The 14,184-nt window shown below is 70.7% G+C and carries 10 protein-coding genes and 2 pseudogenes; all 12 read right to left on the reverse strand.

What is annotated here, in order from left to right; genetic code table 11:
- Positions 1-139 precede the first annotated feature (139 nt).
- The 12 genes and pseudogenes from ACWD26_RS22675 to ACWD26_RS22730 all read right to left on the reverse strand — a co-directional run bounded on the left by ACWD26_RS22675 (position 140) and on the right by ACWD26_RS22730 (position 14,091).
- Positions 140-634, reverse strand: coding sequence for a methylated-DNA--[protein]-cysteine S-methyltransferase (locus ACWD26_RS22675; protein ID WP_451272735.1), 495 nt, complete (start codon positions 632-634; stop codon positions 140-142).
- Positions 631-2,073 (reverse strand): bifunctional transcriptional activator/DNA repair enzyme AdaA, encoded by a 1,443-nt coding sequence (locus tag ACWD26_RS22680; RefSeq protein WP_451272737.1) that lies wholly within the window; start codon positions 2,071-2,073, stop codon positions 631-633. The genes ACWD26_RS22675 and ACWD26_RS22680 overlap by 4 nt, the downstream gene beginning before the upstream one ends.
- A 147-nt stretch (positions 2,074-2,220) precedes the next feature.
- Positions 2,221-3,351, reverse strand: coding sequence for a ribosome small subunit-dependent GTPase A (gene rsgA, locus ACWD26_RS22685; RefSeq protein ID WP_451272739.1), 1,131 nt, complete (start codon positions 3,349-3,351; stop codon positions 2,221-2,223).
- Between the two features lie 268 nt (positions 3,352-3,619).
- A complete protein-coding gene (locus tag ACWD26_RS22690; protein ID WP_451272741.1) occupies positions 3,620-5,137 on the reverse strand; it encodes a cellulose binding domain-containing protein in 1,518 nt (505 codons plus the stop codon).
- Between the two features lie 214 nt (positions 5,138-5,351).
- A complete protein-coding gene (locus ACWD26_RS22695; RefSeq protein WP_451272743.1) occupies positions 5,352-6,689 on the reverse strand; it encodes a radical SAM protein in 1,338 nt (445 codons plus the stop codon).
- Between the two features lie 283 nt (positions 6,690-6,972).
- A complete protein-coding gene (locus ACWD26_RS22700) occupies positions 6,973-11,454 on the reverse strand; it encodes a Tat pathway signal protein (RefSeq protein WP_451272745.1) in 4,482 nt (1,493 codons plus the stop codon).
- 310 nt (positions 11,455-11,764) lie between these two features.
- Positions 11,765-11,932 (reverse strand): annotated as a pseudogene (locus ACWD26_RS22705) (VOC family protein); the annotation flags it as partial.
- A 65-nt stretch (positions 11,933-11,997) separates the two neighbouring features.
- Positions 11,998-12,357 carry a zinc ribbon domain-containing protein gene (locus ACWD26_RS22710; RefSeq protein WP_451272747.1) on the reverse strand — a complete coding sequence of 120 codons (360 nt, stop codon included), beginning with the start codon at positions 12,355-12,357 and terminating at the stop codon, positions 11,998-12,000.
- Positions 12,305-12,547: an Rmf/CrpP fold protein gene (locus ACWD26_RS22715; RefSeq protein WP_451272749.1), complete on the reverse strand. Its 243-nt coding sequence runs from the start codon at positions 12,545-12,547 to the stop codon at positions 12,305-12,307. Before ACWD26_RS22715 ends, ACWD26_RS22710 begins: the two co-directional genes overlap by 53 nt.
- A gap of 30 nt (positions 12,548-12,577) precedes the next feature.
- Complete coding sequence (locus tag ACWD26_RS22720) at positions 12,578-13,006, reverse strand: DUF6892 domain-containing protein (RefSeq protein ID WP_451272751.1); 429 nt, start codon at positions 13,004-13,006, stop codon at positions 12,578-12,580.
- A 162-nt stretch (positions 13,007-13,168) separates the two neighbouring features.
- Positions 13,169-13,714 (reverse strand): annotated as a pseudogene (locus ACWD26_RS22725) (IS3 family transposase); the annotation flags it as partial.
- Positions 13,660-14,091, reverse strand: a complete 432-nt coding sequence (locus tag ACWD26_RS22730) for an IS3 family transposase (protein WP_451272775.1) — start codon at positions 14,089-14,091, stop codon at positions 13,660-13,662. The pseudogene ACWD26_RS22725 and the gene ACWD26_RS22730, both read right to left, overlap by 55 nt.
- Positions 14,092-14,184 lie beyond the last annotated feature (93 nt).

Raw genomic sequence — 14,184 nt, forward strand, 5'->3', positions numbered from 1 at the left:
CGCTGGCGGAAGCGACGCGAGCGCCTCATGACTTCCCTGCGTGACGGCCCCCTGCACGCACCCTCACACCATCGGCGCACCCGGCCCGCGCGCGTTGACGCGGACCCGGTGCGGCCGGTTCCGGGGGTTCCGGGCTGCGTCAGAGCACGCCCTCCAGGTCGAGCAGCAGGCGTTTGCGGTCGAGGCCGCCGGCGTACCCCGTGAGGGTGCCGTCCGCGCCGATCACCCGGTGGCATGGGCGGACGATGAGGAGGGGGTTGGCGCCGATCGCGCCGCCGACGGCCCGGACGGCGGCGCGGGGTGCGCCGATGCGGGCGGCGATGGCGCCGTACGTGGTGGTCGCGCCGTACGCGACGTCGTCGAGCGCGGCCCAGACCCGCTGCCGGAAGTCGGTGCCCTCTCCGCGCAACTCCAGCTGGAATTCCTTGAGTTCACCGGCGAAGTAGGCGGCGAGCTGTTCCTCGGCCGCGCGGAAGAGCGCGGGGTCGTGCAGCCAACCCGCCAGCGGGACACGGCCGCCCTTCTGCTCCGGCACGGAGAGGGAGGTGAGGGCACCCGACTCGTCGGCGGTGAGGAGGAGTTGGCCGACGGGGCTGTCGACGGTGGTGCAGTAGGTCCGTTGCTCGATGCTCACGACTGAACTCCCGCTTCCGGTGCGCGTGTCGCCGCCTGTGTGGCTGTGCCCGGCTCCGACTCGCTTGCTGTCTTGAGGTGTTGGAGGGCGTATGACCGCCAGGGACGCCAGGCGTCCGGCACGGCGTCGCCCGGCGGTGCCACGTCCGGGTCGCCGAGGGCGCGGGTGCGGATCGCGGCGACGGTACGGGCGTCCAGCCCCGGGAGCGCGAGCAGCGCCGCCTCGGCCTCGTCCCGGTCGGCGCCCACGTCGAGGCGGACGGTGCCGTCGGCGAGGGCGGTGGCGAGGGCGCCGAGGGGGCCTTCCGCCCCGGCCAGCGCGGCCGGGGCGGGGAACAGGTGGGTCAGCGTCCCGTGCGGGGCGTCGAGCGTCTTGCCGTACGCCCGCACGAGCCGTTCCGCCTCTCCGCGCCCCACGAGCGCCCGTACCGCGAACTCCTCGGGATCGGCCGCTCCGGGCGAGCGCAGCCCCGGCCTGGCGGCGACGAGCGGGGCGAGCCGCGCGTCGGCCCCGAGGCGCTCGTCCACGGCGTACGGGTCCGCGTCGAGATCGAACAGCCGCCGCAGCCGCCGCACGGCCGTGGTGAGATCCCGGGGGTCGGTGAGATACAGCCGCGCGTCGAGCCAGCCGCCTGGGTGCGGGGTGGGGTGCCGGGTCCGTCCCCGGTGTCCACCCGGCCGTTCGTCGACCTCGGCGACTCCCGTGCCGTACGGCAGACGGAGGGTGCGCCGGTGGGTGCGGTGGCCGCGTTCGCCGGTGACCTCCTCGATGCCGGGGACGGTTTCGGCGGCGAGGGCGTCGAACAGGGCGGTGGACTGGTACGGGCCCCGGTACGCGAGCCGCAGGGGGATACCGGCGGTCGGCGGGTCGGCGGACCGCCGGGGCCTCGCCGCGCGCAGTCCGCTCGGCGTCATGGCGTACACCGCCCTGATCGTGTCGTTGAACTGTCGCACGCTGGCGAACCCGGCCGCGAAGGCGATCTCGGTGACCGGCAACGCGGTGGTCTGGAGGAGGACGCGGGCCGTGTGGGCCCGCTGGGCGCGGGCCAGGGCGACGGGCCCGGCGCCGACCTCGGCGGTGAGCTGCCGCTGCACCTGCCGTGCGCTGTATCCCAGGCGCAGGGCGAGTCCGGCGACGCCCTCCCGGTCGACGACGCCGTCCCCGATGAGCCGCATGGCCCGGCCCACGGCGTCCGCGCGTACGTTCCACTCGGCCGACCCCGGCACGGCGTCCGGCCGGCATCGCCGGCAGGCCCGGAAGCCGGCGCCCTGGGCGGCGGCCGCGGTCGCGTAGAAGCGGACGTTCTCCCGTTTCGGCGTCACCGCCGGGCAGCTCGGCCGGCAGTAGATCCCGGTCGTCTCGACGGCGAAGAAGAACTCCCCGTCGAACCGCCCGTCCCTGCTGCGCACGGCCTCGTACCTGGTGTCTTCGTCCTTCATGACATCAAGTGTCGACGACGGCGGCCACCCTGGCTGGCGGGTTTCGGACACCGCGCTGTAGCCCCGCGCCCGAGGGGCGCGGGGCTGTGCCGATATGCGGCTCCGCCGCGTGGGCGCGACAGGCCCCCACTCACCCGCAGCGAGAACTCAGCGACGACCACCCCGCTTCGCCTCCATCGCCGCGCGCCCCTCCGCACCGCGCCGCTTCCACTCCTTCCGGATCTCGGCCCGCACCCGCGCGTCGCTCTTCGCCACGATCCGCTGGTTCTCGCGGAGCAGCTTGCGGTAGCTGTCGAGCCGTCGCTCGGGCAGTTCACCGGACTCGACCGCGCCGAGGACGGCGCAGCCGGGCTCGGCGATGTGCGCGCAGTCGTGGAAGCGGCAGTCCGCGGCCAGTTCCTCGATCTCGGCGAAGACCTGTCCGACGCCGGTCTCGGCGTCCCAGAGGCCGACGCCGCGCAGCCCGGGTGTGTCGATGAGGACCCCGCCGCCGGGCAGGGCGAGGAGGTTGCGGGTGGTGGTGGTGTGCCGTCCCTTGCCGTCCACGTCACGGATGGCCTGGACGTCCATGACATCCTCGCCGAGCAGCGCGTTGGCGAGGGTCGACTTGCCGGCGCCGGACTGCCCGAGCAGTACGGAGGTGCCGCCGGAGAGCACCGCGGCGAGGACGTCGAGGCCCTCGCCGAGCGCGGAGCTGACCGTCAGCACGGTGACGCCGGGCGCGACGGTCTCCACGTCCTGCACCAGGTGCGCCAGCGTGGCCGCCTCCGGCACCAGGTCCGCCTTGGTGAGCACGACCACCGGCTGTGCGCCGGACTCCCAGGCCAGCGCGAGGAACCGTTCGACGCGGCCGAGGTCGAGTTCCACGGCGAGTGACACCGCGACGACCGCGTGGTCGACGTTGGCGGCGAGGATCTGGCCCTCGGCGCGCTTGGAGGAGGTGGAGCGCACGAACGCGCTGCGGCGGGGAAGATAGGTGCGGACGTAGCGGGGGTCGCCCGCGGGTTCGACGGCGACCCAGTCGCCGGTGCACACCACGCGCATCGGGTCGTGCGGAGTGACGAACGCGGTGTCGGCGCGCAGTAGGCCGTTTGCGGTGACGACGTCGCACTGCCCTCGGTCGACCCGGACGACCCGCCCGGCGAGCAGGCCTTCGGCGTCGTACGGGGCGAAGGCGTCCGCCCAGGAGTCGTCCCAGCCGTAGGGGGCCAGGGCGGAGAGAACGGGTCCGGTACCGGAAGTCGAAGCGGAACCGGAGAGGGAGCTGGAGGAAGTCAAGGGAGACCCTTCACAAGGGTGGTCCCGGCGCCGTACAGGAAGTGGCTGTCAGCCGGTGACCACGGAGGTGGACTGGATGGATTCCTGGATGCGGGCAGCGCCCATCGCCGTGACAGCCATCGGTCAACACCTCCTGTCTCACTCGTAGTTGGCAGCGGCGGCCGGAAGGGCCGCCGTGCTCGGTGATCTCACCCTAGCGGGAGCCCTCGGCCCCCCGTCAAACGATTAAATCGTCCGTCTCGACGATCCAGCCGTCCGTCTCGACGATCTAGTCGGCCTTCTCGCAGTCTTTCCCGTTCAGCGTGAAGTCCCGCGGCGTCGAGTTCTCGTCGTCGTCCCAGGTGCCGAGGAAGCCGACGCCGAAGGTGCCGCCGGCGGCGACGGTCTTGTTGTAGTCGGCGGCGTCGGCGGTGACCTCGGAGCCTTCCTGGTCGAAGGTGCCGTCCCACATCTGGGTGATGCGCTGGTCGTCCGCGTAGGTCCAGCCGATGCGCCAGCCGTCGAGGGCCTTGGTGGAGGTGACGGTGACGGCGGCCTGGAAGCCGCCGGGCCATTCGTTGACGACCTGGTAGCGGACGTGGCAGGTGGCGGCGGACGGCTTGCCGGGGGCGACCGGCTCATGGGAGACGCGGGCGGGCGTCGAGGAGTCGCCCTGGGGCTTTTCGTTGCTGTTGCCGCCGCTTCCGCCGTCACCGTCGTCGGCGCCGGTCTCCTCGGGCCGGGAGGTGCTCTGCAGCTCGGACCCGCCGCCGGACGGGGGCGGGGTCACCGGGGACCGCGGGTCCTGCTGCACCACCGACGACTCGCCGGGGGACGCGCTGTCGGCGACGACGGTCTCGTCGTCGCCGAAGGGCATGAGGGAGACGACGAGCGCCAGCACGGAGACGAGACCGGCGCCGGCGAGCAGCCCGTTGCGGCCCAGCCGGGGCCTGGGCTCCTTGCCGGGCGAGAGTCCGCGGTCGGTGCCGGTGGCGTCCGCGCGTCCGGGAAGCAGTCCCGCGTCGGCGGCGCGGCGGCGGCGCTCCAGGTAGGCCAGTCCGCTCCAGCCGATCACCCCACTGGCGAGCGCGGCGGGCAGGCCGCCGCCGTGCAGGCCGAGGCAGGCCGCGGCCTCGGCGCACTCCACGCAGGTGGCGAGGTGCCGCGACAGGTCGTCGGGGGTGTCGGTGCCGGGCGAGCGGGTGACCGCGTCCAGCAGGCGGGCGTAGCTGCGGCAGTCGGCGTTCATGGGCGTGTCGAGCTGGCTGCGGTGGCAGCGGTCCCTGAACAGCGCCCGCACCTGGTCGAGTTCGGTCCCGGCGACCACCGGGTCGAGGCCGAGCCGGCGGGCCACCGAGGTCAGGGGCAGCGACTCGACCTCGGCCAGCCACAGCATCGCCGCGTCGGGTTCCTGCATGTCCCGCAGGGCTCGCAGGGCGAGGGGTCGGTGCAACGGCGGGCCGGTGTAGCGCGCGGCCTTGTCCGAGTTGAGCCAGAGGCGCAGGTCGGGGTCGAGCCGGTGGCCCTGTCCGCCCGACTCCCAGGCCGCCGCGCTGGTTCTGACCCAGGTCAGCAGGAACGGTATTCGGGGCAGCCGCAGGGCACGCCGTCCGGCACCGCGTTCGGCTTCCGCCTCGGACTCCAGGGCGCGTGCCTCGTGCATGCCGTTGGTGAAGGCCTCGGTGGCCAGTTGGGTCGCCGCGATCGAACCGGACGTGCACAGGTCGGCGTACGACAGAACCGCGTCCCAGCACTCCGAGAAAAGCGCCGCCTCGGCGGCATCCTGGGGCTTCGGCAGGTCGGGCATGGGTCTCCTGCATCCACAGAGCGAGGGGGGAAGTACGCAAAAGTAGTCAACTGCCCTTTAAATCCAAGGGAGTTGGGGGGACCACCTTGCGGTGCCCCAGAGCTTTTCACGCTTCCCACACAACTGACAAGCTGCGTCTTCAAATGCGGTTACCAGCGGTCACACTGTTGAGTTGTACGTACGCCGACCTCAATCGACTCAACCGTCACAGGAGTTACTGAACGGAAACCTCCTCGGCGGCCTCCTCGGCGGCCGGGAGGCTGTCCATGAAGGAGCTGACGGAGAAGACGGCGTGGCCGGGTCCGGGCGGGCCGTATCCGGGCGGGGACTGCAGGCCGAACTCGTCCATCGTGGCGCGGTAGGCCTGCAGCAGCCGGATGTGGTACTCCAGCGGCGCGCCCTGCGGGTTGGCCTTGCCGAGCGGGGTGGTGGGCTCCGGGCACCAGGTGGTGAAGCGGGGTGTGATGCCGTGTGACATGAAGAAGCGCAGGCCCTCGGTGGTGGAGGCGATCGCCTCGTCGACCGTCTTGAACCCGAAGGGCTCGGCCATCTCCACGCCCGCCACGAAGTTGGGGATGACGTTGCGCGCGCCGAAGACACCGGCGGAGTCGAGGATGCGCTTGTGCCACTCGTCGCGGCCGACGTAGCGCTCCTTGCCGGGGCAGTACATCTTGAAGAGGTACTCGTCCCACACCTCGTAGTTGGGGTGGTAGATCTTCACGCCGTGGTCGTGGAAGCGCTTGACGTCGTCCAGCGGCAGCGCCTGGGCGACGACCTTGCCGATCCAGCGGTTCGGGAAGCGCTCCTCGATGGCCTTGGCGTAGTGGCCGTAGAAGTCGGCCTCGTCGCGGCCCGCGACCGTCTTGGTGATCGCGCCACCGGTGAGCGTGTACGCGGTGGACGTCTTCGCCGTGTCGTACCGGTCGATGATCTCCAGGGCCTCGAGAACCTCGTCGACGTCCTTCACGCCCGTGTACGGCCGGCCCGCCGCCTTGTGCTGGCGCCAGTTGTGGTTGATGTCGCAGTACTGGCACTCCTCCTTCGCGCCGAAGTACTGGCAGACGCGGAAGACGGTGAGGTAGATGAGGTACCCCCACTGGATGGTCGGGGCCACCTCCATCACGGACTTCCCGTTGGAGAGGGTGTGCCGGTAGTACTCCGGCATGGGCGGGACGCCGACGTCCGCGATGCGCTTGCCGTCGAGGTAGAGGCCGAGCAGGCCGTCCTCGTCGGCGGCCACGCGGTAGGGCGAGGACGGGTTGACCCGTACGGAGACCACCGTGCGCCGCAGGTCGTACGGGCCGCCGGTGAGGATGATCTCCTCCGGCGGACGGCGCAGGGCGGCCTCGCCGAGTTCGGGGAGGGTGCCGTGGTCGAAGGAGAAGATGAAGTACGACTTCGGCTTCACCTCGCCCTTCTCGTTGTCGCTCAGCGCGGAGGCGTCGAAGGCCACACCACCCCTGAGCAGGTCCTCCTTGAAGACGGCTTCCCGTGGCACGTGCGGGAACCTCTCCATCAGGTCCTCCACCAGTGCGGTGCGGCTGCCATCCATCCCGTTCACTCCTCGCTCCCGACGGCGCCCGGGGATCGCCCGCACGCAACTCCCCACGGTATGCCTCCGGCGGTCGGGCGGAGGGGGCGGGGGGCGTTTCGGGGCGCGTCGTCGGGTGCGGGTCCGGTGGGGGCTTGTCGCGCGGTTCCCCGCGCCCCTGAAAAGCAGGGGCTACGCCCCGTGCTTTTCGGGCCCGAAAGGGCCGTAGGCCCTTAAGGGGCGCGGGGAACCGCGCGAGCAACCAGGGACCACCCGCACCCGACGACGATGCGAACAGGTTCGGTCAGTCCTCCGCCGCGTAGGACCAGAACTCCACCTCGGTCAGGTTGCACCGCCCGTTGTGCGTGTCGTGGAGGCGGAGGAGTGGGTACGCCGCCGTGGTCGGCAGCTTCGCCTCGTACCAGACGCCGTCCGTCGTCGCGCCGATGGTGTGCAGGTCCGTCCAGGTCGCCCCGCCGTCGGCGGAGCCGCGCAGCACGGTGCCCGTGGCCCGCGAGGCGTACCCGGCGCGCGGCAGGACACGGAGCCTGTCCACCCGCAGCGTGCCCCCCGCGCCCGCGTCGATGTCGATCCAGCTGTCGGCCGCGAGGGTGTCCGTGTAGGTCGCGGTGTCGCCGTCGAAGGCCCGCCAGCCGTTGGCGGCCTGGGTGCCGGTGCCGGGCCAGGCGATCGTCGAGGCCTTCACCATCGACGCGGTGACCGGGCTGCGGCGCAGCAGCGTCTCGCGGGAGACGAGCAGCTCGTACGCCGCGTACACCTCGTCGATCCGGGTGTCCTCGTCCTTCCCGGTCTCTCCCTCCACCCGGTCGAGCTCGGCGGTGAAGGCGGCGTAGCTCTTCTTCGTCCACTCGGCCGCGTCGGTCGCGCGAGCCCGGGCGAGGACGTCGGCGAAGGACTCGGCGACGGCCACGACGGGCGTGGAGACCCGGGTGCCGCCGCCCACCAGGGCCGCCGTGACCCGGTAGCGCCGCTCGCCGTGCCGCAGCCCCTTGTCGTCGTACGCGAGGGACCGGGTGTCCGAGGCGAGGGCGTCCCAGGTGTCCCCGTCGGTGGAACGCTCCACGGTGAACGTCAGGGCGTCCTCCGGCTTGTTCCAGCGGACGGTGACGGTGTCGCCGTCCCGCTCCACGGCCACGAGCACGGGATCGTTCCCGAGCGTGTCCACCTCGACCTTCACGAACCGGGCGTCGCCCGTCGCCGCGACGCCCGCGTGGACCGCGTACGGGAAGGGGGAGAACAGACTCGCGACCGTCACCCAGGCACGGCCGTCCGCCGACACCTGGCCGTGCACGCGATGGGTGCTGAGGTCGCGGACGAGCCGGAGGTACGGGGTGGCGGCCAGGGTGCGGCCGTCGAGCCCGCGGGTGATCGGGGAGCGGATGTCGTCCTGCCAGTCGTGGCGGCTGTCGCGGGTGCGGTTGTGGAAGACCAGCCCGCCGTCGGCGTCCGCGCCGAAGTACACATGGCGGGTGTCGGCCGTGAGCCGGTCGCGCAGCATGAGGCCCGTGACCGGCCCCCGCGCGCTGTCGATCCGCGCCGTGAGCGTGAAACCGCCCGCCGCCGGGCGGCTCACGAAGTGCAGTTCGTCCTCGATGTCCCGGGACAGGGCCCGGTAGTCGTCGCCTTCGCCCAGGCCGTCGCCGCGCGCGCCGAGCACACGGATCGTCGAGCCGCGTACGAGCGCGCTGCCCGCCCGGGCCTTGAAGAGTGCGTCGTCGCGCCAGCCGGTGCGCCGCACACCCGTCGACGCGGGCGGCTCGACCTCCGTCTCGATCGCGTGCGACGGCCGGCCGCGGCCTGCCGCGTTCACCGCCGTGACCGTGTAGAAGTAGGTCTCGCCCGGGCGCGCGGAGTCGTCCACGAAGTGCCGGCCCTTCGCCTTCGCGGCGAGCAGCCGGTACGGGCCCCGCCGCCGCGTCGCGCGTCGCACCTCGTAGTGCGTGGCGCCCGCCGTGGTCTGCCAGGTGACCACGACCGAGCCGTCGCCGGGGAGGGTGTGGACGAAATCGACGTGGGCGGGCGGGAGTTGGGGGATCTCCTCCGTCTCCAGCCGCAGCACCAGACCGGTCTTCGGCGGTACGGTCACCTTGCCGTCCCGCACGGGGAGCTGCCGGCCGCTCACCAGGTCGGGGACGCCGGAGCCCCCGCCCGGCACCGCCACCTCGTACGACCGCTCGTTCCCGTACGCCTTCCGCGTCGTGTTGAAGACGAAGAGGTAGCGGCCGTAGCGGGCCGTGAGGAGGTCCGGGTAGCCGGAGTAGGCGTGGTCCGCCTCGAAGTTCTCGCGGTGGACCGTTCCCACACCGGGCTGGAAGGTGATGGGGGCGATCTCGCCGGCGAGGGCCTGGAGGGCGGAGCCGTCGCCCGTCTGCTGGTCCTCCATGAAGTCGACGTCGATGTTGTCCATGCGGGCCCAGTAGTCCTCGTACCGGAAGAGCCCGTCGGTGTGGATCTGGACGATGTGGTCGCGGTCGGGGTGTCGTACGTGCAGGCGGCCGTTGCGGGCGAAGCCGCGCTGGCGTTCGTTGAGGTGACCCCACAGGTGCGTGTCGCCGTCGCGGAGCGAGACGAACATGCAGTCCACGTCCACCCAGGCGAAGCGCTCGTAGTCGGCCGTGCGCACGCCGAGCGCGGAGAGTTCGGCGGCGGTGTAGTACGCGAAGTCGGTGTGCGGGTGGACGATGCCGGTCGGCTCCTGGGTCTTCAGCCAGCCCCAGGTCTCCCCCAGTTCGAGGTCGTACTTGTTCTTCGACTTCACGGCGGAGAAGTTGCTGCCGAAGTACTGGTGGTCGGCGATCTGCTGCTGGGCGAAGCCCACCGCCTCGCGGGCGTACTCGCGGGTCCGCTCCCACTCCTCGCCCGCGTAGCGCTCCGGGTGCTCGGCGATGTGGTGGGCGAGGGAGACGTAGTGGAGGAGCTTGCCCTCGGAGATGCGCAGGACATAGCCGGGGAAACCGGGGAAGTTGGTGTTGCGCTCGTCGATGACCATCTCCATGCGCATGGTGCGCTTGAGGTTGTCGTCGAGGTCGGTCATCCGGGCGTGGGAGCGGGCGTGCAGATTGCGCAGCGCCAACTCCAGGATCCTGTCGTTGAGTTCCTCGTCGCCCTCATGGCCCCAGGTGCGGTGGAACCACTCGGGGAGGTAGTTGGTGGCCTCGCCGTAGTTGGCGACGTAGCCGTTCTCGCGGGTGTGGCCGGCCTCGGTCATGGTCGTGTAGTGCCTGCCGAGCGGGAGGCGGCGTACGACGTTGCCGCCCTTGTCGAGCTTGGACCGGGCCAGCCCCTTGATGACGTACTTGACGTAGTCGACGGTCCAGCGGGCCGTGGTGTCGTGCTGGAAGAGCGAGTGGAAGAGGTCGAGGTCCTGCCCGTCGGGTCCGACCAGCACCTCCTCGCCGAGAAAGGGCTCCCAGCCGAGGGCCTCGCCGACGATGCGGTGGCTGCGCGCCCGGCCCTCGTAGTACGTCGAGCCGATGACCCGGAGTCCTTCGTGGGCCTCCCAGGCGCCCTCGTAGGTGTACATCACCTGGTTGTAGATGTAGGAGAGGCGGGAGCGGGCGTAGTCGAAGTTTGCCTTCAGGACGCGTTCCCAGGCGGCGCGGCGGGTGAGCGGGCCGCCGTCCCAGTCGGCTTCCGCGAGGGAGGTGGCACCTTCCTCGGTGCCGGTGGCGAACGGCTCGTCGAGGAAGCTCTCGAAGGCCTCACGGCCGTAGACATCGTTGTCGGCGATGACGTTCTCGACCAGGTACAGCGCCTGGCCGAGCGCCCCGTAGTAGCCGCCCCAGTCGCCCTGGTGGCCGCCCCACGCCAGGAGCCTGGTGTTGCCGTAGTAGTCCTTGGTGTGGTTGTCGACGCACTTGAAGACCCGCAGCAGCGCGGCCTTCTTCTCGGCCGGGGTCTTCGCCGGGCACCAGGAGGCGCGGGCCAGCGCGCCCGCGTAGAAGAACAGTTCCTCGACGTACCGGACGATCGACAGCTTGCCCGTGGCGGCCGAATCCACCTTCGCCGAAAGGGAGTTGAAGAGCTTCACCTGGTCGGCGACATAGCCGTCGACCAGCGCCTGCTTCGCCGTGTCGTCGAGGTCGGCGACCGTGGCGGTGGGCGGGGTGAAGTCGGCCCGGGGGTCGCCGGTCAGGTCGAGGTGGGTGCCGGTGTGGGTGTAAGCGCGGTAGTAGCCACGGGAGTTGGCGGTCACCTTGGCGGCGAAGGCGTTGTCGTAGGTGCGCAGGGTGATCTCGGCGCGGGTCCGGCCCCGGGTGTGTTCCAGCGGCAGCATGATCGTGGCGTAGAAGAAGCGGCCGGGGAGGGGGCGGTTGGTGCCGGTGTTCAGTGCCTCGTAGTCGCCGGAGCGGCGGTAGCCGATCTGTTCGCCGTTGATGTACGCGAGGGTCTTGTACGGGGAGGTGTCGCCGCCCCAGAACTTCACGGTGAGGTGGTTCTGGTGGACCGGGTCGACGGCGAGGGTGAAGCGGAGGGCGCCGCCCTTGATGTCGGGGGTGGCGAGGGGCTTGGCGACCCTCGCCCTGTCCCCGGCGTTGCCGTCGACGGTCTCGGTGTCCGGGCCGTGGAAGTCGTGGGCCGCCTCGGAGTCGGGGTCGCCGAAGTCGATGAGGTCGAGCCGTCTCGCGCCTTCCGCCGCCGCGCCGGCCTCCTCGGCCGACGCGTCCTCGGCGGCCACCGCGTGGGACCAGCCGCCGCCTGTCAGAGCGAGCGTGCCGGTGCCGATCGCGGCCGTGGTCAGGACGGATCTTCTGGAGACGGACATGCGGAATCCTCCCGGCCGACTGCCGTGCAGTAAACGTTCTCTGCGGAAGCTAGAGGGCTTCGGTCGAGGTCGGCAAGGTGTCGGGCGGCAGAAAGTCTTTCGACATGTGCGGGTATATGGAGACCGGTTGCTGCGTTGCACCGCGCGGGGGTCGGCGACCTGCTGCTGGATCGACCTGGCCCCCCGCGGCGGCCGGTGCCCACTCCCCAGGGCGCGGGCCACGCCGCCGGCGTCCGGCCGACCTCCACGCCGACAAGGGACTGCCGGCTGGCCGGATGCGGCCGCCCGCGTCGCCGCTACGAACGCAAGGCCGTAGTCCCACAGTGTTGCCGTCCGGGTTCTGCACATAGAGGGAGACCGCGGTGCCCTGGGCGCCGAAGCGCTCGTCGGGGCCGTCCAGCACCGTGAAGACGCCGGAATCGACGACCTGTTGCCAGTCGAGCGGCTCGACCACCAGACAGATGTGGTCGACGTTGGAGCCGTTGTCGAGACCGTAGTCAGGTCTCAGCATTCCGGGCGTTTCGGCCCGGAAGGTCCGTCACATCACCAAAGCGTGAGAGCTTCGGTTTGAGGACGGTCTCTCGTTTCCTCCTGCCGCTGGTGCGGCAGGGCTGCGCCACCTGCCCGCCCCGCTTCCGCCTTACGGCGGGGACGGGTGGCGCGGGTCTTCCGGTCGGCTCCACGAGGTTTCGACACCGCCGGGGCGGTGTCCTGGTCTCCGGCCACTCCGGTACCAGTCACGCAAGCTGCCGCGAGAGCGGCGAGGTTGAGCGCGGCGTTGTCGTCCCGGTCGATGACCAGACCGCAGGCGTCGCATTCGTAGGTCCGGACATGCGGCTCGCTCTGCCGCCTACTGTGGACCCCTGGGTTCCTCGCCCCGGTCAGACGACTGGCTCGCAGCACCTGGGGCAGTGCCGTAATAGCCGCTGATCCACGCGGTACGCAGCGCGGACGGCCGCGGGTACTGGCACGTCAGATACGACTCCCCTCTCTGACTGGCTTTGAGGCCTTCCTCGACGGCCCGTGCAATGTCCTCGGGTGTGTCCACGCCGCGCTCTCTCCCGTCACATTCTTGGCTGCTGCCCGGTCTCACGCCTGTGGTCGAGGCCGCTCGTTCGCGAGGCTAGTCGGCGGCTATGCCTCGGGCGCTGAGGACGTTCCGCAACTCCGGGCCCAGGAACTCGGAGCCGAGGACGCGACGGAGGTTGGGAAGCAGCACGAGGTCGTCGAGGGAAGCGACGTCGAACAAGTCGTCCTCGCCGTCCCAGACCGGGGCGCACTCTTGGTACACCTGGTTACCGCCGTCCATGCACAGCTCCTCGACGTCGGCCAGGAGTTCCTCGCTGATCTCCAGTGATGTGAAGTAGCTGCGTGCCTCGGGCACAACCTGGTACGCCAGGCCGTGCTGCTGCGCGTACTCCCAGGGGGCGTCGCCGAGCCCCTTCTCCTTCAGGAGGTCAGCGAGGCAGAACTGAGGCGTGAGCGTCTCATCGATGTACATCAGCTGCTCGACGACGATGAGCTTGAAGTTGAAGTCCTTGAACATGGCCATGCGCACAACCTAGGCGGCACCACTGACACCAAGACCACCGCAGTCGGGCAACGGAGCAGACCTGGTCCGCAAGTGTTCTCAGCTGACGAGGTAAACCATCCCGTTGGCCATTGGTCCGAAGCTGAGCTGCCCCGAGTTTCGTAGAGTCCGATCTTGATTGGTTCAGGCGGACTGTGGGGTGGGCTCCTGGCTTCGCCAGAAGTCGCGTTCGTACTCGGCGGGCGGTACGTAGCCGAGGGCGGAGTGGAGTCGTTCTTCGTTGTACCAGGTGACCCACTGGAAGATCGCCCGCTCGACCTGGTCGAAGCCGGTCCAGGGACCCTGCATCTCGATCAGCTCGGCCTTGAAGGTGCCATTCAGCGCCTCGGCCATCGCGTTGTCATAGCTGTCCGCGACGGAGCCGACCGACGCGGAGGCGCCGATGTCGGCGAGCCGCTCGGTATAGCGAATCGACACATATTGCGAGCCCCTGTCGCTGTGGTGAATGAGGCCGGAGTCCGTCTTGATCCTCCGTCTCCACAGAACCATCTCCAGGGCATCCAGCGGGAGTTCGGTCCGCATATGGTTGGCGACCTGCCAGCCGACGATCATCCGTGAGTACACGTCCAGGACGAACGCCACATACGCCCAGCCGGACCACGTCCTGACATAGGTCATGTCCGCCACCCAGAGCTGGTCCGGTCGGGAGGCCGTGAAGTTGCGGTCGACGAGGTCCGGCGGGCGGGGCGCCGACGGCTCGGCACCGTGGTCCGCCGCCGCTCGCCGCGGATGACGCCCTCGACGCCCAGCTCACGTATCAGCCGCTCGACGGTGCACCGCGCCACGTCCACCCCGCGTCGCCGCAGGGCGCGGGTGATCCGCCGGGCCCCATAGGTGGCCCCGGACTCCGCATGGATCTCCTCGATCAGCGGCATCAGCTGTTCGTCGCGGAGCCGACGGGCCGACTTCGGCCGCTTCTTGGGGCGAAGTAGGTGGACGGCGACAACTCCAGCACCCGGCAGACCAGATCGACCCCAAGGCCCTTCTCGCGCAGGTGGTCGATCACTTGCTCGGCCTCGTCCGGGGACGGTCGATCTCCTGGGCACGAATCCGCAGGACCGGCATGCGAACCGGGCCTGGGAGACCCGGTTCGCGTGGTCGATGTGCCCGCACTCGGCGCAGGTGCGCGAGGTGTACGC

The sequence above is a fragment of the Streptomyces sp. NPDC002787 genome (assembly GCF_053592095.1).